Below are 23803 nucleotides of genomic sequence, written 5' to 3'. Positions count from 1 at the left end.
ATAGTGCGCCGGATCATGACTTCATGATGGCGAGATTAAGAGCGTTTACCCCAGGCGAAAAAATCCGGGTTTTCCCAGCCCGGCTTGCCATAGCGCAGCGCCGTCCCGTCGCGCGTCAGCACCGCCCGCCAGCCGCCTCCAGCACCGCCTGCGGCGCCGCCGTGTCCCATTCCATCGTCCGCCCCAGCCGCGGGTAGAAATCCGCCACCCCTTCGGCCAGGCGCAGGAATTTCAGCGCCGAGCCGATATTCACCAGCTCCGCCACCCGGTAATCCGCCAGGCAGGCTTTCAGCTCCGGCGCGTCCTGGTAATGGCGCGAGGCGAACACGCTCAGCCCCTCCTCTGGCGGGCGCCGGGCCTGGATGCGCGCCTCCGCCCCGCCTTGCCGCCGCCACGCCCCCTGCCCGACCAGCCCGAAATGCAGCTCGTTCAAGGCCGGCGAGGCCACCGCCCCCAGCACCGGCGCGCCGCCCACGATCAGCCCGATACAGACCGCGAACTCATCCCGCCCGGCGGCGAATTCGCGGGTGCCATCCAGCGGGTCCACCAGCCAGTACATCATCTCTGTCGCGGTGATCCGCCCGGCCGCCACCTCCTCTTCCGCCACCACCGGGATCGCCGGCACCGCGGCCCGCAAGCCCTGGGTGATCAGCGCCTCCGCCTGGCGGTCGGCGATCGTCACCGGGGTCTCGTCGCCCTTGGTCTCCACCTCGAACCCGGCGGCGCGGATGGCGCGGATGGCGGCAGCGGCCTCGTCGGCCAGGCGCACGGCAAGCGAAAGAAGATCCTGCATGCGCTGAAGCTTAGCCCCTCCCCCCGGCTGGCCAAGATACGCGGCGGTGATATGGTTGCGGCAGTTTGAAGACGGAAGGTAGTCGCATGGTCGAGATCTTGTTCGCGAAATCCGCATTGCCGAAAGACGGGGTGCTGGTGCTCCCCCTGGCGGAGGACGCGCCTCTGCGCGAGGACGCCGCCGCCCTGAATGAGCGCCATGACGGCGCGTTGGCGAAGGCGATCGAGGCCGCCAGCTTCAAGGGCAAGGCCGGGCAGAGCCTCAATCTCTACCATATCGGCGGCTATAAGCGCGTGCTGCTGCTGGGCACCGGCAAGGCCGATGCGCCGCGCCGGGCCGAGCTGCTGGGGGCGGCGCTTGCCACCAGCCTGAGCCAGGAGAGCGAGGCCAGCCTCGTCACCGCCGGCTTCAGCGCCGACGAGGCCGCGCAGATCGCCCTGGGGGTCAGCCTGCGCGCCTACCGGTTCGACAAATACCGCACCACCGAAAAGGAAGAGGCCAAGCCGAAGCTGAAAAAGCTGAAACTGCTCTGCGCCGCGCCGAAGGAGGCCGAAGCCGCCTGGAGCAGCGCCAAGGCGCTGGCGAACGGCGTGGATTTCGCCCGCGACCTGGTCTCCGAGCCGGCCAACATCCTTTACCCGGCGGAATTCGCCGAGCGGCTGGAAGGGCTGAAGAAGCTCGGCCTCAAGATCGAGGTTTACGGCCAGAAGGAGCTGGAGAAGCTGGGCTTCGGCACCATGCTCGCGGTCTCCCAGGGCTCGGTGCGCGAGCCGCGCATGGTGGTGATGCAATGGCTCGGCGCCTCCGGCGGCGACGAGAAAAAGGCGAAGAAGCCGAAAGAGCCTTTGGTCTTCGTCGGCAAGGGCGTGACCTTCGATACCGGCGGCATCTCTCTGAAGCCCGCCACCGGCATGGAGGACATGAAATGGGACATGGCCGGCGCCGGCGCCGTCTCCGGGCTGATGGCGGCCTTGGCCGGGCGCAAGGCCAAGGTGGATGCGATCGGTCTGGTCGGGCTGGTCGAGAACATGCCCTCCGGCTCGGCCACCCGTCCGGGTGACGTGGTGAAGAGCTATGCCGGCAAAACCGTCGAGATTCTCAACACCGATGCCGAAGGCCGGCTGGTGCTGGCGGATGTGCTCTATTACGCGCAGGAGCGTTTCGCGCCGAAATTCATGGTCAATCTGGCGACGCTGACCGGCGCCATCATCGTCGGGCTCGGCCATGAATATGCAGGGCTGTTCTCCAACAGCGACGAGCTGGTGGAAAAACTCGTCGCCTCCGGCGAGATCGTCGGCGAGAAGCTCTGGCGCATGCCGCTGGCCAAGGAAGGCGAGGCCTATGACAAGGAGCTCGATTCCGCCATTGCCGATGTGAAGAATATCGGCGGCGGCCGCGCTGGCGGCTCCATCACCGCCGCGCAATTCCTGCAGCGCTTCGTCAACAACACACCCTGGGCGCATCTGGACATCGCCGGCATGGCCTGGGCGACCAAGGATGCCGGCGTCAACCCGAAAGGCGCCACGGCCTTCGGCGTGCGCCTGCTCGACCATTTCGCCCGCGGCTTCGAAGCATGAGCGAACTGCTCATCGAGACCATCCTGGGCGACAAGAACGACCCTGCCCTGGCCAGGAAACTTCACGATCTCGGCCATCATGGCGGGCATGTCGAAACTTTGGTGGTCACGCAAGAGGACCTGCCCGCCGGCGCTTCCACGCGCACACGGATCACGGCACGCCCTGCTTCATCGCGCTGCCCCGCGATGTCAGCCTGACTGACGGCGCGGTATTGCATCTGAGCGACCACAAGGCCGTGGTGCTGAAGGTCGGCGCGCAGGACTGGCTGCGGCTGCAGCCGCAAAATGGCGGCGGGCTGGAGCTGGGCTACATGGCCGGCAATCTGCACTGGCGGGTGCGTTTCGATGAAGGCTGCCTGCTGGTCGCCATCGACCATCCCCGCGAAACCTACCTGGCCCGGCTGCAGGAGCTGGAACATGCCGGCAAGGTGAAGGTGCTGGAGTGAGCGACGCGCTGTCCCTCCTGCGCGGGCTGCAATTCGCTGACGGGCAATTCCCCTCCGGCGGCTTCGCCTTCTCCTGGGGGGTGGAAAGCCTGGCGGCGGACGGTCTGCTCACCCGGGCGGACTGGCCATCCTTCCTGGAGGGCCAGATGCAGCTTCGCTGGGCCACGCAGGACCGGCCGCTGACCGCCCATGCCTACCTGAACGCGAACAACCAAGACGCGCTCAGGAACCTTGACGAGCTTACCGAAGCCCTCAGCCTCGCCTCCGCCGCGCGCGAGGGCTCGCGCCGCGCCGGCGCGGCGTTGCTGTCCACCCATGTCCGCCTCGGCACGCCGGGTGCTGCCGCCTACCGGGACCGGGTGAATGCAAGCGAGGTGCCGGGGCATCTGCCGGTGGTGATGGGCATCGTGCTCGCAGGTGCCGGGCTGGATCTGCCCACCGCTCTGGCCGTCTCCGCCCATTCCAGCGCCCAGGCGCTGGGCTCGGCGGCGGTGCGGCTCGGGCTGATCGGCGCGCTGGATGCGCAGATGGCGTTGCAAAAACTGCAGCCGCGTCTGGCGGAATGGGTGGCGCTGCCTTTGCCGAAGCTGGATGAGATTGGGGGATTCACGCCCTTGGCGGATATTGCGATGATGCGGCACCCGACCCAGCCGCAGCAGTTGTTTTCGAATTAGGCTTCGCCGATTTTTTGAAAAAAAGCGGCACCAAAAAACTTTGATCCTGGAGTTCGGGCATGAATCTGTCGCCGACTGAGCTGGAACGGCTTACCATTTTCACCGCCGCCGAACATGCGCGGCGGCTGAAAGCCCGTGGCGTCAAGCTCTCGCACCCGGAGGCCGTCGCCCTCATCGCCGATGAGATGCTGCTCGCCGCGCGCTGCGGCCAGGATTATGCGCGGATCGTCGATATGGCCGCCAACCTGCTCACGCCGGAGGATGTCGAACCCGGCGTGCCGAGCCTCACCGAATTCATCGCCGTCGAGGCCAATTTTCCCGAAGGCACCAAGCTCGTCATCGTCTTCCGCCCGATCGCCGATGGCCAGGAAAACCAGGGCGTGGAGATCCCCGGCGAGATCATCCCCGAAGAGGGCGAGATCGAACTCAATGCCGGGCGCGAACGCATCGAGATCGAGGTGCTGAACACCGGCGATCGCGACATCCAGGTCCGCTCCCACGCGCATTTTTTCGAAGCCAACCCGGCTTTGGATTTCGACCGCAACGCCGCCTTCGGCTTCCGGCTGGATGTGCCTTCAGGTGCCGGCATCCGCTTCGAGCCAGGCATTTCCAAAAGAATTACCCTCGTCGCCATGGCCGGGGCGCGCCTCATCCATGGTCAGGCCGGGTTGACCAATGGTCGGCTGGACGATCCGGAGATTGCGCGCGCCGCACACGAAGCCGCCCGCGCGCGCGGCTATAAGGGAGCCTGAGCCATGGTGAAAATGACCCGCGCCGACTACGCCGCCACCTTCGGCCCCACCAAGGGCGACATGGTGCGCCTCGGCGATACCGGCCTGCTCGCGCAGATCGAGCATGATTACACCAGCTACGGCGACGAGCTGACCACCGGCGCCGGCAAGGCCATGCGCGACGGCGAAGGCTTCCAGACCATCGGCACCCGCGCCGCCGGCGCGCTGGATGCGGTGGTACAGAACGCCACCATCCTCGACCCGGTGCTGGGCATCATCAAGGCCGATATCGGCATCCGCGATGGCCGGATCGTCGGCATCGGCAAGGCCGGCAATCCGGATATCATGGATGGCGTGCATCCGGATCTGCGCACCGGCCCCAACACCGCCGTGCACCACGCCGAAGCCTACATCATCACCCCCGGCGCCATCGAGAGCCACGCGCATTTCCTCTGCCCGCAGCAATCGGACCATGCGCTGGCCGGCGGCACCACCACCATCATCGGCATGTCGCCCGGCCCGTATTTCGATGTCTCCTGCTCCGGCCCGGAAATTCTCGGCCAGATCATCCAGGCGGCGGAATTCTCGCCGCTGAATTTCGGCTTCCTCGGGCGCGGCTGTTCGGACCCTGGGGCGGTGGAAGAATCCGTCTCCGGCGGCGCGCTGGGAGTGAAAATCCACGAGGATTTCGGTGCTTCCGGTGCGGTCATCGATGGCTGCCTGATCGCCGCCAACCGGCATGATTTTTCCGTCTGCCTGCATACCGACACGATCAATGAATATGGCTTCTGCGAGGATACGATCCGCGCGATCAATGGCCGCTCCATCCATATGTTCCACACCGAGGGGGCGGGCGGCGGCCACGCGCCGGATCTACTGCGCGTGAACGGCCTCGCCAACGTGCTGCCCGGCTCCACCAACCCCACCAACCCCTTCACCGCCTACGCGCTGAATGAAGGGCTGCCGATGACCATCCTCGCCCATGCGATGAACTGGCGCCTGCCCGAGGACCTCGCCTTCGCCGAATCACGCGTGCGCCCGCAAACCATGGCGGCGGAGGATCTGCTGCATGACATGGGCGCGATCTCGATCTTCTCGACCGATAGCCAGGGCATGGGCCGGCTGGCCGAAAACCAGGCCAAATGCTGGCAACTCGCCAGCGTGATGAAACGCCGCCAGGGCCGTCTGCCGGAAGAAAAAACCGCCCGCGCCGATAATAAGCGCATCAAGCGCTACCTCGCCAAACTCACCATCAACCCCGCCATCGCCGCGGGGATCGATGGTTATGTAGGCTCCATCCAGCCGGGCCGGATGGCGGATCTCGTCTTCTGGCCGCGTGCCAGCTTCGGCATCAAGCCGCGCGTGGTGATGAAGAGCGGCTTCATCGTCTGGGCCACATGCGGCGATGCGAATGGCAGCATGATGGATAGCGAGCCCAACATTCAACGCCCGATGTGGGGCAGCCTCGGGCTCTCCCCGCAAAAACTCGGCGCCACCTTCGTCTCCAAACTCGCCATCGAAGCCGGGCGCGCGGAAAAGCTCGGCGTGCAGAAACCCTTCCTGCCCATCGCCAACACCAACGGGCTCGGCAAAAAGGATATGCTGCATAACGACGCCTTGCCGAACATCGAGGTGGACAGCGAAACCTTCGAAGTCCGCGCGGATGGCCGCCTGCTCGCCGGTCCGCCCGCCGCGCAGGTGCCGCTCAACCGCGCCTACATGCTGCGGTGAGGTGAGCCCCCAACTCCGCCTGCGCTTCGCCCCCGGCGCGGATGGCCGCACCCGCCTGACCCAGCGCCTCGCTGCCTACCCGTACGCGATCACCGCGCCCCACGCCCGCACCGGGGCGCTGGCGCGGCTCACGCTGCAATCCATCTCCGGCGGCATCCATGGCGGCGAAACGCTGGCGCAGCACATCACCCTCGCCCCCGGTGCGCGCGCGCATCTGCTGCAGCCCGCCGCCACCGCCGTGCGCCGCCAGGGCGATGCCGCACCCGCCCGCCAAAGCATCCGGCTGGAGATCGGCGCCGATGCCAGCCTGATCTATGAAACCCGGCCGCTGATCATGCTCCCCGGCGCGGCGCTGATTCAGGCATGGGACATCACCCTCGCCCAAGGTGCCAAGCTGCTGCTGGCGGACGGCTTCCTCACCCACAACCCGCAAGGCGGCGCGGCGGACTGGCAGCTCACCACCAGCCTGCGCGCCCACAGCGCCGAGGGCCGCCTGCTCGCCGCCGAGCATATGGCCCCGCGCGCCAGCCCGCTGGCCTGCGCCAAGCTCTGGGGCTTCGGGATCGATTTCTCTGGCCTGCCTCTGCCGCCAGGTGCCGGCCGCAGCACACTGGCGCATGGGGCCGGCCACGTCATCGCGCTGGCCGGCGCGCCGGCCGGGCCGCTTTGCGCCGCGCTGGAGGTGCTGGTCGGGCAAGTGACGGCGGAGTTGAGGGCTTTTTGAAAAAAGCCCCACCTCCCAAAAACTTTCATCAATTTTACAGCTTGGAGCCAGCACGGCGCGGCTACATACGGACTATGCGCTTTGCCTTGGTTCTTGTTTGTATCGCCGCCCCCGCCTCTGCTTTGCCAGTCTGCAAGCCGAACCAGCTCTCGCTCGGTTTCGACGCCGAAAACGGCAATTTCAACGGCATGTCCCATTCCGGCACCTTGCTGGTGCTCCGCAATCTCGGCCCCGCCCCCTGCCAGCTGCCAGCCTTCCCGACCCTTGCCCTGGAAACCGCCAAGGGCGAGGCGCTGCCGCTCCAGCCCACCCGCCAGGGCAGCGCCGCGCCAGTCCGCCTGGCCGCCGGGGCGGAGGCGACAGCCGGGCTGCGCTGGGTCTCCTCGCCGGTCTATTCGCATAATCGCTGTCTGAAGCCGGCACAGCTGCGCCTCTCCTGGTCGGGCGGAAGCTTGCGCCAGGCCTTCACCGGCACGCTCTGCGGCCCCGGCAACGCGCCCGCCCGCCTCACCCAGCCGCCGCTGGCGCTGGACCCGCCGCCACCCGGCTAAATCATGGGCCGCAAGGCGATCCGCTTGCCCGCCCCGGCGATACTGGCAATCCGCCCGCCTTCGGCGCCAGAGAGCATCACCATGTCGCCCTCCGCCATCAGATCCGCCGCATCGGCAAAAAACCCGGGCTTGCCCGCCTCCGCCAGATTGTCGTTCCCGGCCTTGTAGTGCCAGAGCGTGAAGCCGTTCGCATAAGCCAGCACCGAGAGGTTGCGCAGCGTGAATGACATTGGATTTTCCTTTCGCCTTACCTGAGGTTGAGTTACGAAAGGTTTATATTCCTACACACAGAACATAACAAGAACAAAATAGGTTTTCGTCCCATTTTTTTCGTGAAAATTCCGACAAAATTCCTATTTTCTCTTTCCGCTCGTTACGAACGCGCGTAAATCTCTGATCTTAAAAGATTGACCAGGCTCCCATGCGGCATGATGAAATCTGGCGGGCGATCGACACTTTGGCGGCGGAGCGCGGGCTCTCCCCTCCGCCCTGGCGCGCCAGGCCGGGCTCGACGCAACCAGCTTCAACCCCTCCAAGCGCCGCACCGCGGACGGCAAGCTGCGCTGGCCCTCCACCGAGAGTATCGCCAAAATCCTGGACGCCACCGGCGCCAAGCTGGAGCATTTCTCCGCTCTGGTGAACGGCGCGCGCGCCATCCCGGAGGCACGCGCCAAAGGCCGCTCGCGCCTGCCGCTGATCGGCATGGCGCAAGCGGGCGCGGAAGGGTTTTTCGATGATGGCGGCTATCCCGCCGGGGCCGGCTGGGATGAGGTGGAACTCCCCACCGTCGCCGATGTGCACGCCTACGCGCTCAGCATCAGCGGCGAGTCGATGCTGCCGGTCTACCGGCCGGGCGATACCATCATCGTCTCCCCGGCCGCTCCCGTGCGCCAGGGCGACCGCGTGGTGGTCCGCACCCAGGATGAGGCGGTGATGGCGAAGCTGCTTCTGCGCCGCACCGCGGGGCAGATCGAGCTGGGCTCGCTCAATCCGGATTACCCGGACCTGCGTTTTTCCGCGCGCGCGGTTTTATGGATGCACCGGATCGTCTGGGCCAGCCAGTAGGCTCAGGCCGGGTCGATTTCAAAAGCCCTCAGCGCCAGTCATCGTCGTCCCCGCCCCACCAGCCGCCGACGACAACCGGCGCCGGCGCCACGGCCACCGGCGGCGCGGCGTAATACCCGGAACTGTAATACCCGTCGGACGGATAATAGACGCAGCCGGCAAGCGCCGCCCCCGCCAGCATCACCAGCGCCGTACGCCGCACCACGGCCGCGAACGACCGACCATTGAACTCTGCCATTGTTAAATCCTCGCCATATATTCAGACGTGTTTTCAACTTGGACGAAGGCTGTGACGAATTTGCGTCGCGATTGCGGCGGTCTTCACATAGTTGTGTAAGACAATGCAACGCGGCGCTGAATTTCGTGACATGTCCCTCTTGTTTTTATTCTGCACTGGATTATGCACGCGGCTGTAACCATAACCCCTCAGGGATTTACAAACATGGCTTCTCTGTCTTCCAAGTTCTCTCGCACCCTGGCGTTCGCCTCCGCCCTGACCCTGGCCGTGTCCGGCACCGCCTTCGCGCAGACCGCGCCGGCGACCTCCGCCCCGGCTGCGTCCGCCCCGGCCGCGACCATGTCCGCCCCGGCCGCTTCCGCCCACAAGGCGAAGAAGTCCCCCACAAGAAAGTGGTCTCCAAGAAGAAGATGAAGGCCAAGAAGGCCTCCACCACCACCAAGTCCTAATCGACTTGCCCGTCTAGGCGGGGCCTGCAAGGATGCGGCATGGATGATCCATTGCCGCATCTTTCAAAAGCCGACCCCCGCCTGGGCGATCTTATAAAGCGGCTCGGCAAGCTGCCACGGGTCAATCCCGAACATAAAGAGCTCTATCACGCGCTCTTCTCCGCCATCGCGCATCAGCAGCTCCACGCCAAGGCGGCACAATCCATTCTCGGTCGGCTCCGCTCCGCCTGCGGCGAAACCCTCCCCGATTCCGCAACGCTGCTCGCCCTTCCTGACTCCACGCTGCGCGCCTGCGGATTCTCTGGCTCCAAGGTGGCGGCGCTGCGCGATGTCGCCGCCAAGGCCGCCGACGGCACCATCCCCTCCCACCGCGTCGCGAAAACCCTCACCGACGAAGAGCTGATCGCGCGCCTCATCACCATCCGCGGCGTCGGCCGCTGGACGGTGGAGATGATTCTCATTTTCACCCTGGAGCGGCCTGACATTTTTCCCGTCGATGATTTCGGCGTGCGCGAAGGCTACCGCATCCTGCACGGGTTGGACGCCCAGCCAAAGCCGAAAGCCTTCATCGAAATCGGCAAGGCCTACGCACCGCACCGCACGCTGGCGGCGCGCTATCTCTGGCGCGCGGCGGATGAGCTGAAGAAGCCGGGGACGATTCTGTCCAACGCCTGAAAAACAGAGCGGGGTTTTGGCAAGCACGTGCCAAAACCCCGAAGGTTTTGCAGCCTTTTTGAAAAAAGGCTGCACCCAAAAACTTTTATGACTTATCCCAATTGCGTCGCGACATCGCCGCGCCGCCATCGGGATGGGTTTACTTCGGCAGGTGCTTCGCGATGTAGGGCGGCAGCCAGAAGCTCGCCACATGCACTTGCGGGCTCCAATACGCGCTCTTGCCGGCAATATCCCCGGCCGCCTCGGCGCGCTTGGCAATCTCGTCCACGCTCACCTCAGTCTGCGCCGGATTCTTGCCCGCCCAGCCCAGCGTCATATAGCCGCCAACATAGGTCGGCACCGCCGCCACATAAGCCGACACAAACGGGAAGAATTTCTTGCGCCGCACCGAGGTCTCATACAGCTCATCCGCCTGCATGAAGGGCACGCCGCACTGATTCACGATCAGCCCGTCATCCCGCAAAATCCGCGCCGCGTTCTCATAGAACGCGTCAGTGAACAGAACCTCACCCACGCCGATTGGATCGGTCGAGTCCACAATAATCACATCGAAAGACCCCGTCGGCGCCTTCTTCACATAATCAATGCCGTCGCCGACAATCACCTGCCCGCGCGGGTTGGTCCACGCATCGCCGCCAATGCCCGGCAGGAACTCTTTGGAAAGGCGAATCACCTCCCCATCAATCTCCGCCATCACCGCGCGCTCAACGCCCTTGTGCATCAGCACATGCTTCAGCACACCGCCATCACCCGCGCCGATAATCAGCACGTCCTTGGCATTCCCATGCGCCAGCAACGGCACATGCGTCAGCATCTCCTGATACACAAACTCATCGCGCTCAGTGATCTGAATCACGCCATCCAGCGTCAAAACCCGGCCATGACTCGTGGTCTCGAAAACCCCGATATCCTGAAACTCACTCTTCACCCGTGCCAACTCACGCACAGTCTTAAAGCGCTGCCCCCAATCCGGATACAACGTCTCATTCAACCAGGTCTCGGCCATCAAAGCGCTCCTTGTTCGTGTCAGTACCCAAGGGGGGCGCCGCCCCCCTTGACCCCCTGCTGGGGCCTGAGGCCCCAGACCCCCGCTACTGAGCGTACCGGGAGGGAGGGGTCACTCGCCCGCAAAGGACCAGGATTTCAAGCATAGCACTGGGAGGGCGAGTGACCCCTCCCTCCCGGTACGCTTAACTAATGGGGGTTTGGGGGCGTCGGCCCGAAGGGCCGCCTATCAGATAAGCGGCGCGCCTCTGGCGCGACGGCCCCAACGGGGGGCCAGGGGGCAGAGCCCCCTGGGATCCTTACGCGATCAAGCCGCGCTTTTGCTCGTTGATCTGTATGTGCGACGGCGTGAAGGCTTCCTTGAGGAAGGGGATCAGCTTGTAGGGGTCGCAGCAGCCGCACATGAACACGTCCAGAGCGGCGAAGTTACGTTCCGGCCAGCTATGGATGGAGATGTGGCTTTCGGCCAGCACGACGACGCCGGAGACGCCGCCATTCGGCTCGAAATGGTGGAAATGGTGGTGCAGGATGGTGGCGCCGGCGGCGCGCGCGCCGTCGCACAGCGTCTGGTCGATCAGCTGCGGGCTATCCAGGTTGGAAGCGCCCCAAAGATCGATGATCAGGTGCATGCCGGCGTACTTCACGCCGTCTTTTTCGACGTAATAGTCCTTCTGTGCCTCGTCGGAGACCGTGGAAATCATCTGGTTTTCGCTCGGAGACTCCGAGACCATCCCCAGTTGGGCAAGTGCGTTCATTGCGAACCCCCTAACTAGTAGACAGCCTGTAGAACATGACACCGCGTCATGCCCCCTGGGCCAGTGGGGGCGGCTTATGAGGCCATCCCCCCTGGATGCAAGTGATATTTTGCCCCCAGACCCCAAAAAATTTAACCCCTGCCCCGCGTTGGCGGAGCAGGGGGTTTTCGTGAAAGACGCAAGCAGGAAACAAAGAAGTTTCCGTTACTCCGCCGCCTCCTGATAAGCCTCCAACGGTGCGCAGGAGCAGACCAGGTTGCGGTCGCCATAGACGTTATCCACCCGCTTCACCGGCGGCCAGTATTTCTGCGCCGCCACGTAGGACAGCGGGAAGGCGGCCACCTGCCGGGAATAGCCATGCGCCCACTCTTCCGCCATCAGCTCGGCGGCGGTGTGCGGGGCGTTCTTCAGCGGGTTGTCATCCTTCGGCCAGGTGCCGGAGGCGATCAGCGCGATCTCCCCGGCGATGCTCAGCATCGCGTCGCAGAACCGGTCCAGCTCCGCCTTGTCCTCGCTTTCGGTCGGCTCGATCATCAGCGTCCCGGCGACGGGCCAGGACATGGTCGGCGCGTGGAAGCCGTAATCGGCGAGGCGCTTGGCGATATCCTCCACCTGCACGCCGGAGGTGGCGGCAAAGCCACGGCAATCGACGATGCATTCATGCGCGACGCGCCCCTGCTCGCCCCGATACAGAATCGGGTAGGCCTGGGAGAGTCGCGTGGCGATGTAATTGGCGTTCAGGATCGCCGCGCGCGTCGCCTGGGTGATGCCCTCCGGCCCCATCAGCCGGATATAAGCGTAGGGGATGGGCAGGATCAGCGCCGAGCCGAACGGTGCCGCGCAAACCGGCCCGAAGCCCGTTTCCGGCCCCGCATCCGCGCGCAGCGGATGGGTGGGCAGATGCGGCGCCAGATGTGCCGCCACCCCAATCGGCCCCACGCCGGGCCCGCCGCCGCCATGCGGGATGCAGAAGGTCTTGTGCAGGTTGAGATGGCAAACATCGGCGCCGATATTGGCCGGGCTGGTCAGCCCCACCTGCGCGTTCATATTGGCGCCATCCATATAGACCTGCCCGCCCACCTCATGCACCGCCTGCACGATGTCGCGGATCGCGGTCTCGAACACGCCATGGGTGCTGGGATAGGTGATCATCAGCGCCGCGATGCGCGGGCCGTAGGCGACAATCTTCGCCTGCATATCGGCCAGTTCGACATTGCCCTGCTTGTCGCAGGCGGTCACCACGACCTTATAGCCCGCCATCGTCGCGGAGGCCGGGTTGGTGCCGTGCGCCGAGGCAGGGATCAGGCAGATATCCCGCGCCCCTCGCCGCGCGCCTCATGATAGGCGCGAATCGCGAGCAGCCCGGCATATTCACCCTGCGCCCCGGAATTGGGCTGCAGCGACACCGCCGCGAAGCCCGTCACCTCGCACAGCAACGCCGCCAGCTCGTCGATGAGCTGCTTGAAGCCCAGCGTCTGCGCGGCCAGCGCGAAAGGATGCAGGCTGGCGAATTCCGGCCAGGTGATCGCCGCCATCTCCACCGCGGCGTTGAGCTTCATCGTGCAGGAGCCAAGCGGGATCATCGAGCGGTTGAGCGCGACATCCTTATCCTCCAGCCGCTTCAGATAACGCAGCATGGCGTGCTCGGAATGATGCGCGCTGAACACCTCCTCAGTGCAGAACCGGCTCTTGCGCTCCAGCTCTGCCGGAATCGAGACCGCCGCCTCCCCCAGCGTGCCGCCGAACAGCCCGGCCAGCGCCTCCAGCGCAGAGCGGGTAACGGTTTCATCCAGCGCGATGCCGATGCCGGTTGCATCGATGCGGCGCAGATTGAACCCGGCCGCCTCGGCCTTCTCCATCAGCGCCTGCGCCTGCGCGCCGGCCTCGATCGCCAGCGTGTCGAAATACGCCGTGTGGCGCAGCGAGAAGCCAGCCTTGGCCACCACATCCGCCAGCAGCCGCGCCTGCAGGTTGACCCGCCGCGCAATCGCCTTCAACCCCTCCGGCCCATGCCAAGCGGCATAGAACCCGGCCATCACCGCCAGCAGCACCTGGGCGGTGCAGATATTGCTGGTCGCTTTCTCGCGGCGGATATGCTGCTCGCGGGTCTGCAAGGCCAGGCGCATCGCCGGCCGCCCGGCGGCATCCATCGAAACCCCCACCAGCCGCCCCGGCATGGCGCGCTTGAACGCGTCGCGGGTGGCGAAATAGCCGGCATGCGGGCCGCCAAAGCCCATCGGCACGCCAAAGCGCTGGGCGGAGCCGACGGTGATATCCGCCCCCATCTCGCCCGGCGGGGTCAGCAGCGTCAGCGCCAGCAGATCGGCGCAGACGATGCTCATCGCCCCGGCCGCCTTGCCCGCCGCAATCTCGCCAGAGAGGTCGCGCACCTGCCCGGTGGACCCCGGATAATTCAGCACCAGCGCGAACGGCTTCGCCGCGCTGATCGCCGCCGCATCACCCGGCGCCACATCGACAATCTCCCAGCCCAGCGGCCAGGCGCGGGTGGCGATCACGGCGCGGGTCTGCGGATGCACATCCTTCGCCACCGCGATCACGTTGCTGCCGGCCTTGTGCAAGGAGAAGGCCATCGCCACGCCCTCGGCGGCGGCGGTGGCCTCGTCCAGCAGCGAGGCATTGGCGATATCCAGCCCGGTCAGCGAGGCGATCATGGTCTGGAAGTTCAAAATCGCTTCCAGCCGCCCCTGGCTGATCTCCGCCTGATAGGGCGTATAGGCCGTGTACCAGCCCGGATTCTCCAGCACATTGCGCTGGATCACCGGCGGGGTGACGGTGCCGTGATAGCCCATGCCGATCAGCGAATGCTTCACCACATTGCGGCTGGCGATCTGGCGCAGCCGCTCCAGCAGCGCCGCCTCATCCTCGGCGGCGGGCAGCGCCAGCGCGGCATTGGTGCGGATGCTCTCCGGAATCGTCTGGGCGATCAGCCCTTCCAGGCTCGGCGCGCCCACGGCCTTCAGCATCGCGGCAATCTGCGCCTCGTTGGGGCCGATATGCCGGCCCACGAAACTATCCGGCCGCTCCAGCGCGGCCAGTTCGGTCAATGCGTTCACGAAAGCGTCCCCAGAAATTCGTCATAGCCGGCGCGGTCCATCAGCTCGGTCAGCGCCGCAGGGTCCTGCAGGCGCAGCTTGAAGAACCAGCCCTCGCCCTCGGCGGCGCTGTTCACCTTCGCCGGCTCATCGACGATGCTCTGATTGACCTCCGCCACCGTGCCGGAGAGCGGCGCATACACGTCGGAGGCCGCCTTCACGCTCTCCACCACCGCGCAGGCCTCGCCCTTGCCGACCGAGCGCCCCGGCTCCGGCAGCTCGACGAACACGATATCGCCCAGCGCCGCCTGGGCGTGGTCGGTGATGCCGATCGTGGCCAGCCCATCCGCCCCGACGGCGACCCACTCATGATCCTTGGAATAGAAAATCTGCGACATGAGCCTTACCTTTCAGCGGACATAGTTATGAGGAACGAAGGGCAGGTCCGTGACCTGCCCGGGAAGCGGCTTGTCACGCACGATCAGATCGAGCGCGGTGCCGGTTTCAGCCGCATCGGCGCGGACATAGCCGAGCGCGATCGGGGCATTCAGTGTGGGGGAAAACACCCCGGAGGTGACATGGCCGAGGCTCTGCCCGTCCTTGCCCCGGATCTCGGCCCCGGCACGGGCGGGCGCGCGGCCCTCCAGCCTTATGCCGACCAGACGCCGCGCCGGCCCCTTGGCCTGCACCGCCGCCAGCGCGGCGGCACCCAGGAAATCCGCATGCGCCAGCCGCTTCTTCGAGAGCGCGAAGCCGAGCCCGGCGGAAACCGGGTCGGTCGTCTCATCGATATCATTGCCATAGAGCGGCAGCCCGGCTTCCAGCCGCAGCGAATCCCGCGCCCCGAGTCCCGCCAGCACCGCGCCGCGCGCCAGCAGCTTTTCCGCCAGCGCCTCGCCATTCTCGCCGGCACAGCCAATCTCGAATCCGTCCTCGCCGGTATAGCCGGAGCGGGTGATGATGCAGTCGATCCCCTCGACCACCAGCGCCGCCACATCCATGAATTTCAGCCCGGCCGCCTCGGGCAGCACATCCTTGGCTTTCGGGCCCTGCAGGGCGAGCAGCGCGCGGTCGAACCTGGTATGGACATCGAGTCCATTGCCACGCAGATGCGCCACATCCGCCGCCTTGCGCCCGGCATTCAGCACCAGCTGGATATGCGCGCCGAGATTGGCCATCATCAAATCATCGAGAATGCCACCCGCCTCATTCAGCAGCAGCGTATAACGCTGCCGCCCCGGCTTCAGCCCGGCGACGTCGCCCGGCACGAAGCGGGCCAGCCCGGCCACGTCGGCAATCTCCGCCTGCCCCATATGCGAAACATCGAACAAGGCCGCACCCGTGCGGCAGGCCATATGTTCGGCGATGATACCCTGATATTGCAACGGCATATCATAGCCGGCGAATTCCACCATGCGCGCGCCGCGCCGGCGATGCAAAGCGTCCAAAGGAGTCTGGGCCAAAAGAAAAATCCCCCAAAAGTCAGTTCACCCGGCGCGCGGCGCGCCCCGGAAAATCTGACCCCCCTCTGTCCTGTGACCTGAGAGATTCGGGTGGTGAAACCCTTGACCCCGTCGGTGCGGCGGGGGCTCCCGCCGGCTTTCCAGAGTGTCCTTCCCCGCAAAACGGCGACCGATCCGCAGCCCTTTTGCCTGAGCGGTTCCGGGGCCGGTTGCGCCTTCGGCGGCGGGGCAAGCCCCGCTCTCTCCTGCGTCCGCGTAAGGACGCTTCCCTTTTGCCCGAGGGTACGTATTTTGCAAAGCTGAATCTGCCCCTTACGCGCAAAAACCAGATCGAGGCCCCGCATGCTAGACGCCAACCAGACCGCCCCCGCCCTCGCGGTGGAGAACATCCATAAATCCTTCGGATCGGTGGAGGTGCTCAAGGGCGTGTCCCTGTCGGCGCGCGACCAGGATGTGATCGCCATTCTCGGCTCCTCCGGATCGGGCAAGAGTACCTTCCTGCGCTGCATCAACATGCTGGAAATGCCCGACCAGGGCAGTGTCGCGATCAAGGGCGAGACCATCGCGATGACCCAGGGCAAGGGCGGCCGCGCCTGTGCCGACCCGAAACAGCTGGAGCGGCTGCGCGCCCGGCTCTCCATGGTGTTCCAGCAATTCAATCTCTGGGGCCATATGAACGTGCTGCAGAACGTCATGGAAGCGCCGGTGCATGTGCTCAAGCAAGACAAGAAGACCGCCCGCGCCAAGGCCGAGGCGATGCTGGAGAAGGTCGGGCTCTCCGCCAAGCTGGACGCCTTCCCCGCCCAGCTCTCCGGCGGCCAGCAGCAGCGCGTCGCCATCGCCCGGGCGCTGGCGATGGAGCCTGACGTGCTGCTGTTCGATGAGCCGACCTCGGCTCTGGACCCGGAGCTGGTCGGCGAGGTGCTGAAAGTGATGCGCGATTTGGCCAAGGAAGGCCGCACCATGCTCGTCGTCACCCATGAGATGGGCTTCGCCCGCGAGGTCGCAAGCCGGGTGATGTTCCTGCATAAAGGCCAGACCGAGGAGGAAGGCGCGCCACACGAGATGTTCGCCGCGCCCAAGACCGAGCGCTTCCGGCAATTTCTGTCGAGCACATTGAAACATTGATAGAATTGATGGGATTGCGCGAAGCCCCTGCCTCTCCCACATGAGAGTTCCATAACGGCCGGATCTCGCTTGCTCCCTATGCTCTCCATCAAATCTCCGCCCTCTTCCCAAGCGCAGGCCGCCGTTTTGCTTGTGGAAGACGAGCCGGTGATCCGGCTGCTGCTGGCGGAAGCGCTGCGCAATGAGGGCCTGCGCGTCATCGAGGCGAGCAACGCCGACGATGCCTGGACCTATCTGCAAGCCGGCGGCGATGCGGATCTGGTGTTTTCGGACATCACCATGCCGGGCTCGATCAACGGGCTGGAGCTGATGCGCCGCATCGCCACCGCCTATCCGGAACTCAAACGCATCATCACCTCCGCCAATCCGGGCCGGGAGAATGTTTCGGCGCTGGGCCTGTTCCTGGCCAAGCCCTACCGGCTGGAGACGGCGGCGAAGGCGACATTGGACCTGCTGGGACGGGAGGCGAAATGAGCGAGACGGAAGAGCTGTTACGGGTTCTGCTGGTGGAACCCGATGTGCTGGTGCGCCATACGGTGGCGGAATATCTGCGCGAATGCGGCTATCACGTCGCCGAGGCGGCCGGGCTGGAGGAGGCGCGGCATCTGCTGGACTCCGGCAAGGTGCTGGTGGATGTGCTGTTCTCCCGCGGCGAGGTCGGCTTTGCCGCGGCGCGCCTGGCCCGCGAGGCCTTCCCGGATCTCGACGTGGTGCTGAGCGCCGGCCTGGCCAGCACCGCCGCCAAAGCGCATGATCTGTGCGAGATGGGGCCGGAAGAAAACCCGCCTTACGATCATCAATATCTGCTGGAGCAGATCAAGCGGCTCACCGCCCGGCGGCACGGCCAGTAAGCGCGTTCGCGCTGAAAAGCTGATGCGCCCGGCAGCCGGCTTTACCGTGCCGGGGCGTTGTTAAATAAAGCTTTGCCTCCCTATCTTAGAGGTAGAGCAACACGACCCTGACTGGAATCATTCAGGGTCGTAAAGTGGCTCGTCGAAACAAAGAGCTAGAGCGCGCCGACCGTTTACGGTCAGCCTGAAAGCGCTCTAGGTTGCATTACCTTCGATTCAGGGACGAGCATGGCAGACGACCCGTATAAAATTCTCGGTGTGAAGAAAGAGGCCAGCGCGGACGAAATCCGTTCCGCCTATCGGAAGCTGGCGAAGAAGCACCATCCGGATCTCAACCCCGGCAACAAGGCGGCGGAGGAGACCTTCAAATCCATCTCCGGCGCCTATGACCTGCTCAGCGACGCCGAGAAGCGCGGCAAATATGATCGCGGCGAGATCGACGCCTCGGGGGCCGAGCGTCCCCAGGCGCAGAGCTGGCGCCAATATGCCGAGGCCGGGCCGGGCGAGCGCTACGCCTATTCCGGTGCCGGCGGTGGCGCGGATTTCGAGGATCTGTTCGGCAACATCTTCAACCAGCGCCCGCGCGGCCCGGCCAAGGGGCGGGATCGGCAATATAGCCTGGAGGTTGGCTTCCTGGAGGCGGTAAGCGGCGCCACAAGGCGCATCACCTTGCCCGATGGCGGCACGCTGGATGTGAAAATTCCCCCGGCACCGAGGAAGGGGATATTCTGCGCCTGCGTGGCAAGGGCGATCCCGGCGCCAAAGGCGGGCCGGATGGCGATGCGCTGATCGAAATCCATATCGCGCCGCATAAATTCTACCGCCGCCTGGGCCGCAATATCCATATGGAAGTGCCGGTCTCGATGAAGGAGGCGGTGCTGGGGGCGAAGATCACCCTGCCCACCCCGGCCGGCGATGTGGCGATGACGATCCGCCCCGGCACCGAGAGCGGCACCGAAATGCGGCTGCGCGGGCGCGGCGTGCCGGCGCATGGCAAGCACGAGGCGGGGGATCTGCATGTGAAGCTGAACGTGGTCATCGGCCCGGCCGATGCGGCGTTGAAGACATTCCTGGAAGGCTGGGAGCAGCCCGGCTTCAACCCAAGGGAGGGGCTGAAATGATGGATTTCGAGTCTCTGCATATTTCCGGGCTGGACGAGGCGGAACTGGGCGGCTGGATCGAGGCCGCCTGGGTCCGCGCGCGCGGCGCGCAGGGGCATGGCAGTTCGAGGCGGTGGATGTAGCGCGGATCAGGCTGATCCAGACGCTGCGCCATGATCTGGAGATTGGCGAGGCGGCGATGCCGGTGGTGCTGTCGCTGCTGGACCAGCTCTACGAGTTGCGGCGCAACGCGGCGAAGCTGAACGCGGCGCTGGCGAGCCTGCCGCCGGAGGCGCGCGAGGCGATTCTGGATAAACTAAATAAATAAAAGTTTTTGGTGTCGCTTTTTTCAGGGCTTGTTGACATTCATCGTGAATTGATTGTTGCAGCGGCGAGATAGATCATTGCTTTGAAGGATTGGTCTGTCTTGTCGCTGCGCATGGCGATACGCTTGAACTCCTTGAGTTTGGCGAAAAAGTTTTCGATGAGATGGCGGGCCTTATAGGTCGTTTTGTCATAATCGCGTTTGACGATACGGTTTTTCCGTTGGGGAATGACGGCCTCTGCCTTTTGCTTTTCCAGAGCCTCACGGATCCACTCTACGTCAAATGCCTTGTCGGCAAGCAAAGCGGCAAAGTCCGCCTGCTGGATGAGCGGGGCGACGCCGACAGTGTCAAAATGCTGACCGGGGATAATGACGAAGCGGACCAGATTGCCGAGCGCGTCTGTTAAAGCGACGATTTTGGTCGCCCATCCGGTGACGCTGCGCCCTATGGCCTGGCTTTTGGTCCCCCTTTTGCGCCTTGGCCATGGCGATGGACCTTTACAACCGTGCCGTCGATCATCGCGTATTCCATGTCCGGCTCATCCGATAAGGCCTCGAAAAGCTTCTGAAAAACACCAGCTTTTACCCAGTCACGGTAACGCTTGAACACCGTGTTCCATTTACCAAACCACGGCGGCAGATCACGCCACGGGCTGCCCGTGCGCGCAATCCACAAAACACCTTCAACAAATAAGCGGTTATTCAAACCGCTCCGCCGGGATCACCCACTTTCCCAAGGCAGTGCGGCTCAATCTTCGCCCATTGGGCGTCAGTCAGGACAAAACGCTCTTCCATGAAAAGCGTGAATCACAAAAGACGTGGTCAGGGGAATCCTTAAATCTCAACAAGCCCCAAAAAGCGACAAAAACGTTCGGGGCGTTGACTACGTCGTCGTCAAAACCCCAAACGTTTCTCTTTGGATTTGGGCGGCCCGATTCAGACTACGCGGCTGCGCCGCTCCGTCATCGGGACGCCAAAAACTTTTTACACCGAAAAATACTTCGCGTGGCTGTTCAACACCACAATCGCGCTGGTGCTCTGTTCCGGATGCAGCTGATGCTCGTCCGACAGCGAAATCCCAATCCGCTCCGCCCCCAGCAGCCGCAGAAGCTGCTCCTGGTCCTCCAGCTTCGGGCAGGCCGGGTAGCCGAAGCTGTAGCGCGAGCCGCGATAGCCCTGCCCCAGCATCTTCTCCATCTCCCGGTCATCCTCCGCCGCGAAGCCCAGCTCGGCGCGGATGCGCTTATGGGTGTATTCCGCCAGCGCCTCCGCCATCTCCACCGAAACGCCGTGCAGATAGAGGTAATCCTGGTAGCGGTTGCCCTCGAACCATTCCCGCGCCACCTCGGACGCCTTCTGCCCCATGGTCACCGCCTGCAGCCCGATCACGCCGCGCCCATCCTCCACGTCCGGGAAGAAATCCGCGATGCATTCGCCATCCAGCCTGGGCTGGCGCGGCAGCGCGAAGCGGGCAACTTCGGTGGTGCCGTCCTCATCGAACAGGATCAGATCATTCCCCTGCCCCGCCGCCTTCCAATAGCCATACACGGCCTGCGGGTGCAGGATGCGCTCCGCCTCGCAGAGATCGAGCATGCGCTTCATCACCGGCCGCAGCTCCTGGCGCGCCCAGCCCATGAAATCCTCCAGGCTCTTGCCCTGCTTGCGAAAGCCCCATTGGAACTGGAACAAAGAGCGTTCATTCAGGAACGGCACCACCGCCTTCGGCGCGGCCTCCAAAACCTTCGCCCCCAGAAGGGCGGCACCACATCCGGCTGGTCCGCGTTCAAACGCCGGCGGCGGGCCTGCACCTCCTTCACATCCACCGGCGCGAAGGCGCTCGCCTCCGCCTGGCCCAGCGTGCGCTTGGTGTTGCGGGCCTTGCCGGCGCGCTTGGCCTGGATCGCGGCGAGGTAATCGTCGAAATCATTCCCCGTCACCTTGTCCATCAGATGCAGCCCGTCGAACGCATCGCGCGCATAGGCGACACGGCCGGAGGCGTAGGAAGCGGCGCAATCCTCCTCGACATAATTGCGGGTCAGCGCCGCGCCGCCCAGCATCACCGGAATATCCAGCCCCTGGCGGGACATCTCTTCCAGATTCTCGCGCATCACCACCGTGGATTTCACCAGCAGGCCGGACATGCCGATGGCATGGGCCTTATGTTCCTTCGCCGCCGCCACCATCTCCGCCAGCGGCACCTTGATGCCGAGATTGACGACCTTGTAGCCGTTATTGGTGAGGATGATGTCGACCAGGTTCTTGCCGATGTCATGCACATCGCCCTTCACCGTGGCGAGCACGATGATGCCGCGCTCCTCACCCTCGACGCGCTCCATCATCGGCTCCAGATAAGCCACCGCCGCCTTCATCGTCTCGGCCGATTGCAGCACGAACGGCAGCTGCATCTTGCCGGCGCCGAACAGCTCGCCCACCACCTTCATGCCATCCAGCAGGATGTTGTTGATGATCTCCAGCGGCTTGTGGGTTTTCAGCGCCTCGTCCAGATCCTCGGTCAGCCCCTTGCGGTCGCCATCGACGATGCGGTCCTTCAGCCGCCCTTCCGGGGTCTCGGCGCGCTTCTTCTTGGTGGCGTCCGCCGCCTTGCGGTCCGCGAACATCTCCAGCAGCTTCTGCAACGGGTCATAGCCTTCTTCGCGGCGGTCGAAGATCAGATCCTCGCACACCTTCACCTCCGCCGGGTCGATCAGATGCAGCGGCCGGATTTTTGAGACATGCACGATCGCCCCGGTCATGCCGGCCTTCACCGCATGGTCCAGGAACACCGAATTCAGCACCGCCCGCGCGGCGGGGTTGAGGCCGAAGGAGATGTTGGAGAGGCCGAGGATGATCTGGATGTCCGGGAACTTATCCCGGATCAGCTTGATGCCTTCCAGCGTCCATTGCCCCAGCTTGCGGTCATCCTCATTGCCGGTGGCGATGGTGAAGGTCAGCGGGTCGATCATCAGATCGGATTGCGGCAGCCCGTACTGGTCGCAGGCAAAGGCCACCAGCCGCTCGGCGATGCGCAGCTTGTCGGCCGGCTCCTTGGCCATGCCGACCTCATCGATGGTCAGCGCGATCATCGCCGCGCCAAACTTCTTCGCGAGCTTCAGGCGCTCACGCGCATGCCCCTCGCCATCCTCGAAATTGATCGAGTTGATGATCGGCTTGCCGCCATGCAGCTTCAGCGCCGCCTCGATCACCGGCGTCTCGGTGGAATCGATCACCAAAGGCGCGTTCACCGAGGAGGTGAAGCGGGTGATCACCTGGTTCATCTCGGCGATCTCGTCGCGCCCGACGAAGGCGGTGCAGATATCCAGCGCGTTGGAGGCTTCCGCCACCTGCTCACGGCCCATGGCGACACAGCCATCCCAGTCGCCGCTTTCCTGCAGCTCGCGCCATTTCTTCGAGCCATTGGCGTTGCAGCGCTCGCCGATGGAGAAATAGGCGTTCTCCTGGCGCAACGGCACCGCGCCATAGAGGCTGGCGACGGACGGCACCCAGTGGAATTTGCGCGCGATTGGCGCCGGGCGCGGATTGCCCAGCTTCCTCAGCATCCCGTCCAGCGCCTGGATATGCGGGATGGAGGTGCCACAGCACCCGCCGATCAGGTTCACCCCGTCCTCGACCACGAAACGCTCCACCCAGCTCGCCATCTCGGCCCCGCTCAGCGGGTAATGGGTCTGGCCATCCACCAGCTCGGGCAGGCCGGCATTCGGCTGCACGGAAATCTTGCCGGGCCAGCTCTGGGAGAGATAGCGCACATGCTCGGCCATCTCCTGCGGGCCGGTGGCGCAGTTCAGCCCCATCAGCGGCACATCCAGCGCGTGGATGACGGTGGCCGCGGCGGCGATGTCCGGCCCCACCAGCAGCGTGCCGGTGGTCTCCACCGTCACCTGCACAAAAATCGGCGTATCCTTCCCGGCCTCACGAATGGCGCGCTTGGCGCCGTTCACCGCGGCTTTGATCTGCAGCGTGTCCTGGCAGGTCTCGATCAGCAGCGCATCCACCCCGCCGGCCAGCAGCCCGACGCATTGGGCGTAGAGCGCCTCCTCCAGCGGGTCATAGGCGATATTGCCCAGGCTCGGCAGCTTCGTCCCCGGCCCGATCGAGCCGACCACCCAGCGCTGCCGGCCATCGGCGAAGCTCTCCGCCGCCTCGCGCGCCAGCTCCCCGGCGATTTTGTTGATCTCGAAGGCGCGGTCCTGCAGCTCGAACTCCGCCAGCGTGATCGGCGAGCCACCGAAGGAATTGGTCTGCACCATGTCCGAGCCGGCCTCGAAATAGCCGCGATGGATCTCGCGCACGAGATCCGGCCGGGACAGGTTCAGCACTTCCGTACAGTTTTCCTTGTCCCAGAAATCCTTCTCGATATCGAGGGTCAGCGCCTGCACGCGCGAGCCCATGCCGCCATCGCAGAGCAGAACGTTACGGGAGAGGGCTTCGAGCAGATGTGGACGCTTTGACATG

Annotated in this window: 22 protein-coding genes, 5 pseudogenes and 2 riboswitches; of the genes and pseudogenes, 17 read left to right on the top strand and 10 right to left on the bottom strand. The window is 64.7% G+C overall.

Annotation, left to right across the window (positions count from 1 at the left end; genetic code table 11):
* Positions 1 to 35 precede the first annotated feature (35 nt).
* Positions 36 to 793: pseudogene (gene cysQ / locus GT370_RS02850) on the bottom strand (3'(2'),5'-bisphosphate nucleotidase CysQ).
* A gap of 86 nt (positions 794 to 879) precedes the next feature.
* Here cysQ and GT370_RS02845 point away from each other — a divergent pair.
* The 8 genes from GT370_RS02845 to GT370_RS02810 all read left to right on the top strand — a co-directional run bounded on the left by GT370_RS02845 (position 880) and on the right by GT370_RS02810 (position 7226).
* Positions 880 to 2370, top strand: coding sequence for a leucyl aminopeptidase (locus GT370_RS02845; RefSeq protein WP_008493314.1), 1491 nt, complete (start codon positions 880 to 882; stop codon positions 2368 to 2370).
* Positions 2367 to 2567 (top strand): hypothetical protein, encoded by a 201-nt coding sequence (locus tag GT370_RS02840; protein WP_270183859.1) that lies wholly within the window; start codon positions 2367 to 2369, stop codon positions 2565 to 2567. Before GT370_RS02845 ends, GT370_RS02840 begins: the two co-directional genes overlap by 4 nt.
* Positions 2540 to 2815 carry a hypothetical protein gene (locus GT370_RS02835; RefSeq protein WP_442865527.1) on the top strand — a complete coding sequence of 92 codons (276 nt, stop codon included), beginning with the start codon at positions 2540 to 2542 and terminating at the stop codon, positions 2813 to 2815. The genes GT370_RS02840 and GT370_RS02835 overlap by 28 nt, the downstream gene beginning before the upstream one ends.
* A complete protein-coding gene (locus GT370_RS02830) occupies positions 2812 to 3489 on the top strand; it encodes an urease accessory protein UreF (RefSeq protein ID WP_008493316.1) in 678 nt (225 codons plus the stop codon). The genes GT370_RS02835 and GT370_RS02830 overlap by 4 nt, the downstream gene beginning before the upstream one ends.
* 59 nt (positions 3490 to 3548) lie before the next feature.
* Positions 3549 to 4241, top strand: a complete 693-nt coding sequence (locus GT370_RS02825; RefSeq protein WP_008493317.1) for an urease subunit beta — start codon at positions 3549 to 3551, stop codon at positions 4239 to 4241.
* A 3-nt stretch (positions 4242 to 4244) separates the two neighbouring features.
* The gene (gene ureC / locus GT370_RS02820) at positions 4245 to 5951 is read left to right on the top strand and encodes an urease subunit alpha (protein WP_008493318.1); all 1707 of its coding nucleotides are present in this window, start codon (positions 4245 to 4247) and stop codon (positions 5949 to 5951) included.
* 1 nt (position 5952) lies between these two features.
* The gene (locus GT370_RS02815; protein ID WP_270183857.1) at positions 5953 to 6675 is read left to right on the top strand and encodes an urease accessory protein UreD; all 723 of its coding nucleotides are present in this window, start codon (positions 5953 to 5955) and stop codon (positions 6673 to 6675) included.
* 74 nt (positions 6676 to 6749) lie between these two features.
* Positions 6750 to 7226, top strand: a complete 477-nt coding sequence (locus GT370_RS02810; protein ID WP_008493322.1) for a DUF4232 domain-containing protein — start codon at positions 6750 to 6752, stop codon at positions 7224 to 7226.
* Here GT370_RS02810 and GT370_RS02805 read toward each other — a convergent pair.
* Positions 7223 to 7456 (bottom strand): hypothetical protein, encoded by a 234-nt coding sequence (locus tag GT370_RS02805; RefSeq protein WP_008493323.1) that lies wholly within the window; start codon positions 7454 to 7456, stop codon positions 7223 to 7225. The two genes, GT370_RS02810 and GT370_RS02805, sit on opposite strands and share 4 nt — an antisense overlap.
* Positions 7457 to 7862: 406 nt before the next feature.
* On the opposite strand from GT370_RS02805, the gene GT370_RS02800 reads away from it, so the two are divergent.
* On the top strand, positions 7863 to 8291 hold the full coding sequence (locus tag GT370_RS02800) for a S24 family peptidase (RefSeq protein WP_442865480.1): 429 nt from the start codon (positions 7863 to 7865) through the stop codon (positions 8289 to 8291).
* A gap of 28 nt (positions 8292 to 8319) precedes the next feature.
* Here GT370_RS02800 and GT370_RS02795 read toward each other — a convergent pair whose 3' ends face one another.
* Positions 8320 to 8496 (bottom strand): hypothetical protein, encoded by a 177-nt coding sequence (locus GT370_RS02795; protein ID WP_270183856.1) that lies wholly within the window; start codon positions 8494 to 8496, stop codon positions 8320 to 8322.
* Between the two features lie 237 nt (positions 8497 to 8733).
* Here GT370_RS02795 and GT370_RS02790 point away from each other — a divergent pair, with 237 nt between their 5' ends.
* Together GT370_RS02790 and GT370_RS02785 are read left to right on the top strand one after the other, a co-directional pair.
* Positions 8734 to 8943, top strand: a complete 210-nt coding sequence (locus GT370_RS02790; protein WP_270183855.1) for a hypothetical protein — start codon at positions 8734 to 8736, stop codon at positions 8941 to 8943.
* A gap of 74 nt (positions 8944 to 9017) precedes the next feature.
* Entirely contained in the window at positions 9018 to 9653 is a 636-nt protein-coding gene (locus GT370_RS02785; protein ID WP_008493327.1) for a DNA-3-methyladenine glycosylase family protein, read from the top strand.
* A 139-nt stretch (positions 9654 to 9792) separates the two neighbouring features.
* Here the strand turns inward: GT370_RS02785 and speE are convergent, their stop codons facing one another.
* The 5 genes and pseudogenes from speE to gcvT form a co-directional block, all read right to left on the bottom strand.
* The gene (gene speE / locus GT370_RS02780; RefSeq protein WP_008493328.1) at positions 9793 to 10659 is read right to left on the bottom strand and encodes a polyamine aminopropyltransferase; all 867 of its coding nucleotides are present in this window, start codon (positions 10657 to 10659) and stop codon (positions 9793 to 9795) included.
* 298 nt (positions 10660 to 10957) lie between these two features.
* Positions 10958 to 11413 carry an adenosylmethionine decarboxylase gene (gene speD, locus GT370_RS02775; RefSeq protein ID WP_008493330.1) on the bottom strand — a complete coding sequence of 152 codons (456 nt, stop codon included), beginning with the start codon at positions 11411 to 11413 and terminating at the stop codon, positions 10958 to 10960.
* A gap of 204 nt (positions 11414 to 11617) precedes the next feature.
* A pseudogene (gene gcvP / locus GT370_RS02770) lies at positions 11618 to 14487 on the bottom strand (aminomethyl-transferring glycine dehydrogenase).
* Complete coding sequence (gene gcvH / locus GT370_RS02765; protein ID WP_008493332.1) at positions 14484 to 14864, bottom strand: glycine cleavage system protein GcvH; 381 nt, start codon at positions 14862 to 14864, stop codon at positions 14484 to 14486. Before gcvH ends, gcvP begins: the two are co-directional and overlap by 4 nt.
* A gap of 12 nt (positions 14865 to 14876) precedes the next feature.
* Positions 14877 to 15938 (bottom strand): glycine cleavage system aminomethyltransferase GcvT, encoded by a 1062-nt coding sequence (gcvT, locus tag GT370_RS02760; protein WP_039884766.1) that lies wholly within the window; start codon positions 15936 to 15938, stop codon positions 14877 to 14879.
* A 46-nt stretch (positions 15939 to 15984) separates the two neighbouring features.
* Positions 15985 to 16083, bottom strand: a riboswitch (glycine riboswitch).
* Positions 16084 to 16096: 13 nt separating this feature from the next.
* Positions 16097 to 16187: riboswitch (glycine riboswitch) on the bottom strand.
* A gap of 84 nt (positions 16188 to 16271) precedes the next feature.
* Between gcvT and GT370_RS02755 the strand changes: the two genes are divergently transcribed.
* From GT370_RS02755 to GT370_RS02730, 6 genes and pseudogenes are all read left to right on the top strand, one after another.
* Positions 16272 to 17057 (top strand): ABC transporter ATP-binding protein, encoded by a 786-nt coding sequence (locus tag GT370_RS02755; protein ID WP_008493334.1) that lies wholly within the window; start codon positions 16272 to 16274, stop codon positions 17055 to 17057.
* Between the two features lie 132 nt (positions 17058 to 17189).
* Complete coding sequence (locus GT370_RS02750) at positions 17190 to 17531, top strand: response regulator (protein ID WP_205619739.1); 342 nt, start codon at positions 17190 to 17192, stop codon at positions 17529 to 17531.
* Positions 17528 to 17908 (top strand): response regulator, encoded by a 381-nt coding sequence (locus tag GT370_RS02745; RefSeq protein ID WP_008493336.1) that lies wholly within the window; start codon positions 17528 to 17530, stop codon positions 17906 to 17908. Before GT370_RS02750 ends, GT370_RS02745 begins: the two co-directional genes overlap by 4 nt.
* 228 nt (positions 17909 to 18136) lie before the next feature.
* Positions 18137 to 19029: pseudogene (locus tag GT370_RS02740) on the top strand (DnaJ C-terminal domain-containing protein).
* Entirely contained in the window at positions 19026 to 19151 is a 126-nt protein-coding gene (locus GT370_RS02735) for a hypothetical protein (protein WP_270183854.1), read from the top strand. The pseudogene GT370_RS02740 and the gene GT370_RS02735 overlap by 4 nt, the downstream one beginning before the upstream one ends.
* Positions 19142 to 19336 (top strand): hypothetical protein, encoded by a 195-nt coding sequence (locus GT370_RS02730; protein WP_270183853.1) that lies wholly within the window; start codon positions 19142 to 19144, stop codon positions 19334 to 19336. Before GT370_RS02735 ends, GT370_RS02730 begins: the two co-directional genes overlap by 10 nt.
* A 38-nt stretch (positions 19337 to 19374) precedes the next feature.
* Here GT370_RS02730 and GT370_RS02725 read toward each other — a convergent pair.
* Both GT370_RS02725 and metH read right to left on the bottom strand, forming a co-directional pair.
* Positions 19375 to 20128 (bottom strand): annotated as a pseudogene (locus GT370_RS02725) (IS5 family transposase).
* A gap of 189 nt (positions 20129 to 20317) precedes the next feature.
* A pseudogene (metH, locus tag GT370_RS02720) lies at positions 20318 to 23802 on the bottom strand (methionine synthase).
* Position 23803 lies beyond the last annotated feature (1 nt).

Source organism: Acidocella sp. MX-AZ03 (assembly GCF_027626035.1).
GTDB lineage: Bacteria > Pseudomonadota > Alphaproteobacteria > Acetobacterales > Acetobacteraceae > Acidocella > Acidocella facilis.
This window is presented reverse-complemented; position numbering and strand designations above follow the sequence as displayed.

Excerpts from the sequence above, each read along its gene's own strand:
- GT370_RS02805 (WP_008493323.1), bottom strand. The coding sequence starts at position 7,456 with ATGTCATTCACGCTGCGCAACCTCTCGGTGCTGGCTTATGCGAACGGC.
- GT370_RS02745 (WP_008493336.1), top strand. The coding sequence starts at position 17,528 with ATGAGCGAGACGGAAGAGCTGTTACGGGTTCTGCTGGTGGAACCCGAT.
- speE (WP_008493328.1), bottom strand. The coding sequence starts at position 10,659 with ATGGCCGAGACCTGGTTGAATGAGACGTTGTATCCGGATTGGGGGCAG.
- GT370_RS02845 (WP_008493314.1), top strand. The coding sequence starts at position 880 with ATGGTCGAGATCTTGTTCGCGAAATCCGCATTGCCGAAAGACGGGGTG.
- GT370_RS02840 (WP_270183859.1), top strand. The coding sequence starts at position 2,367 with ATGAGCGAACTGCTCATCGAGACCATCCTGGGCGACAAGAACGACCCT.
- GT370_RS02755 (WP_008493334.1), top strand. The coding sequence starts at position 16,272 with ATGCTAGACGCCAACCAGACCGCCCCCGCCCTCGCGGTGGAGAACATC.
- speD (WP_008493330.1), bottom strand. The coding sequence starts at position 11,413 with ATGAACGCACTTGCCCAACTGGGGATGGTCTCGGAGTCTCCGAGCGAA.
- GT370_RS02735 (WP_270183854.1), top strand. The coding sequence starts at position 19,026 with ATGATGGATTTCGAGTCTCTGCATATTTCCGGGCTGGACGAGGCGGAA.
- GT370_RS02785 (WP_008493327.1), top strand. The coding sequence starts at position 9,018 with ATGGATGATCCATTGCCGCATCTTTCAAAAGCCGACCCCCGCCTGGGC.
- GT370_RS02825 (WP_008493317.1), top strand. The coding sequence starts at position 3,549 with ATGAATCTGTCGCCGACTGAGCTGGAACGGCTTACCATTTTCACCGCC.
- GT370_RS02790 (WP_270183855.1), top strand. The coding sequence starts at position 8,734 with ATGGCTTCTCTGTCTTCCAAGTTCTCTCGCACCCTGGCGTTCGCCTCC.
- GT370_RS02810 (WP_008493322.1), top strand. The coding sequence starts at position 6,750 with ATGCGCTTTGCCTTGGTTCTTGTTTGTATCGCCGCCCCCGCCTCTGCT.
- gcvH (WP_008493332.1), bottom strand. The coding sequence starts at position 14,864 with ATGTCGCAGATTTTCTATTCCAAGGATCATGAGTGGGTCGCCGTCGGG.
- ureC (WP_008493318.1), top strand. The coding sequence starts at position 4,245 with ATGGTGAAAATGACCCGCGCCGACTACGCCGCCACCTTCGGCCCCACC.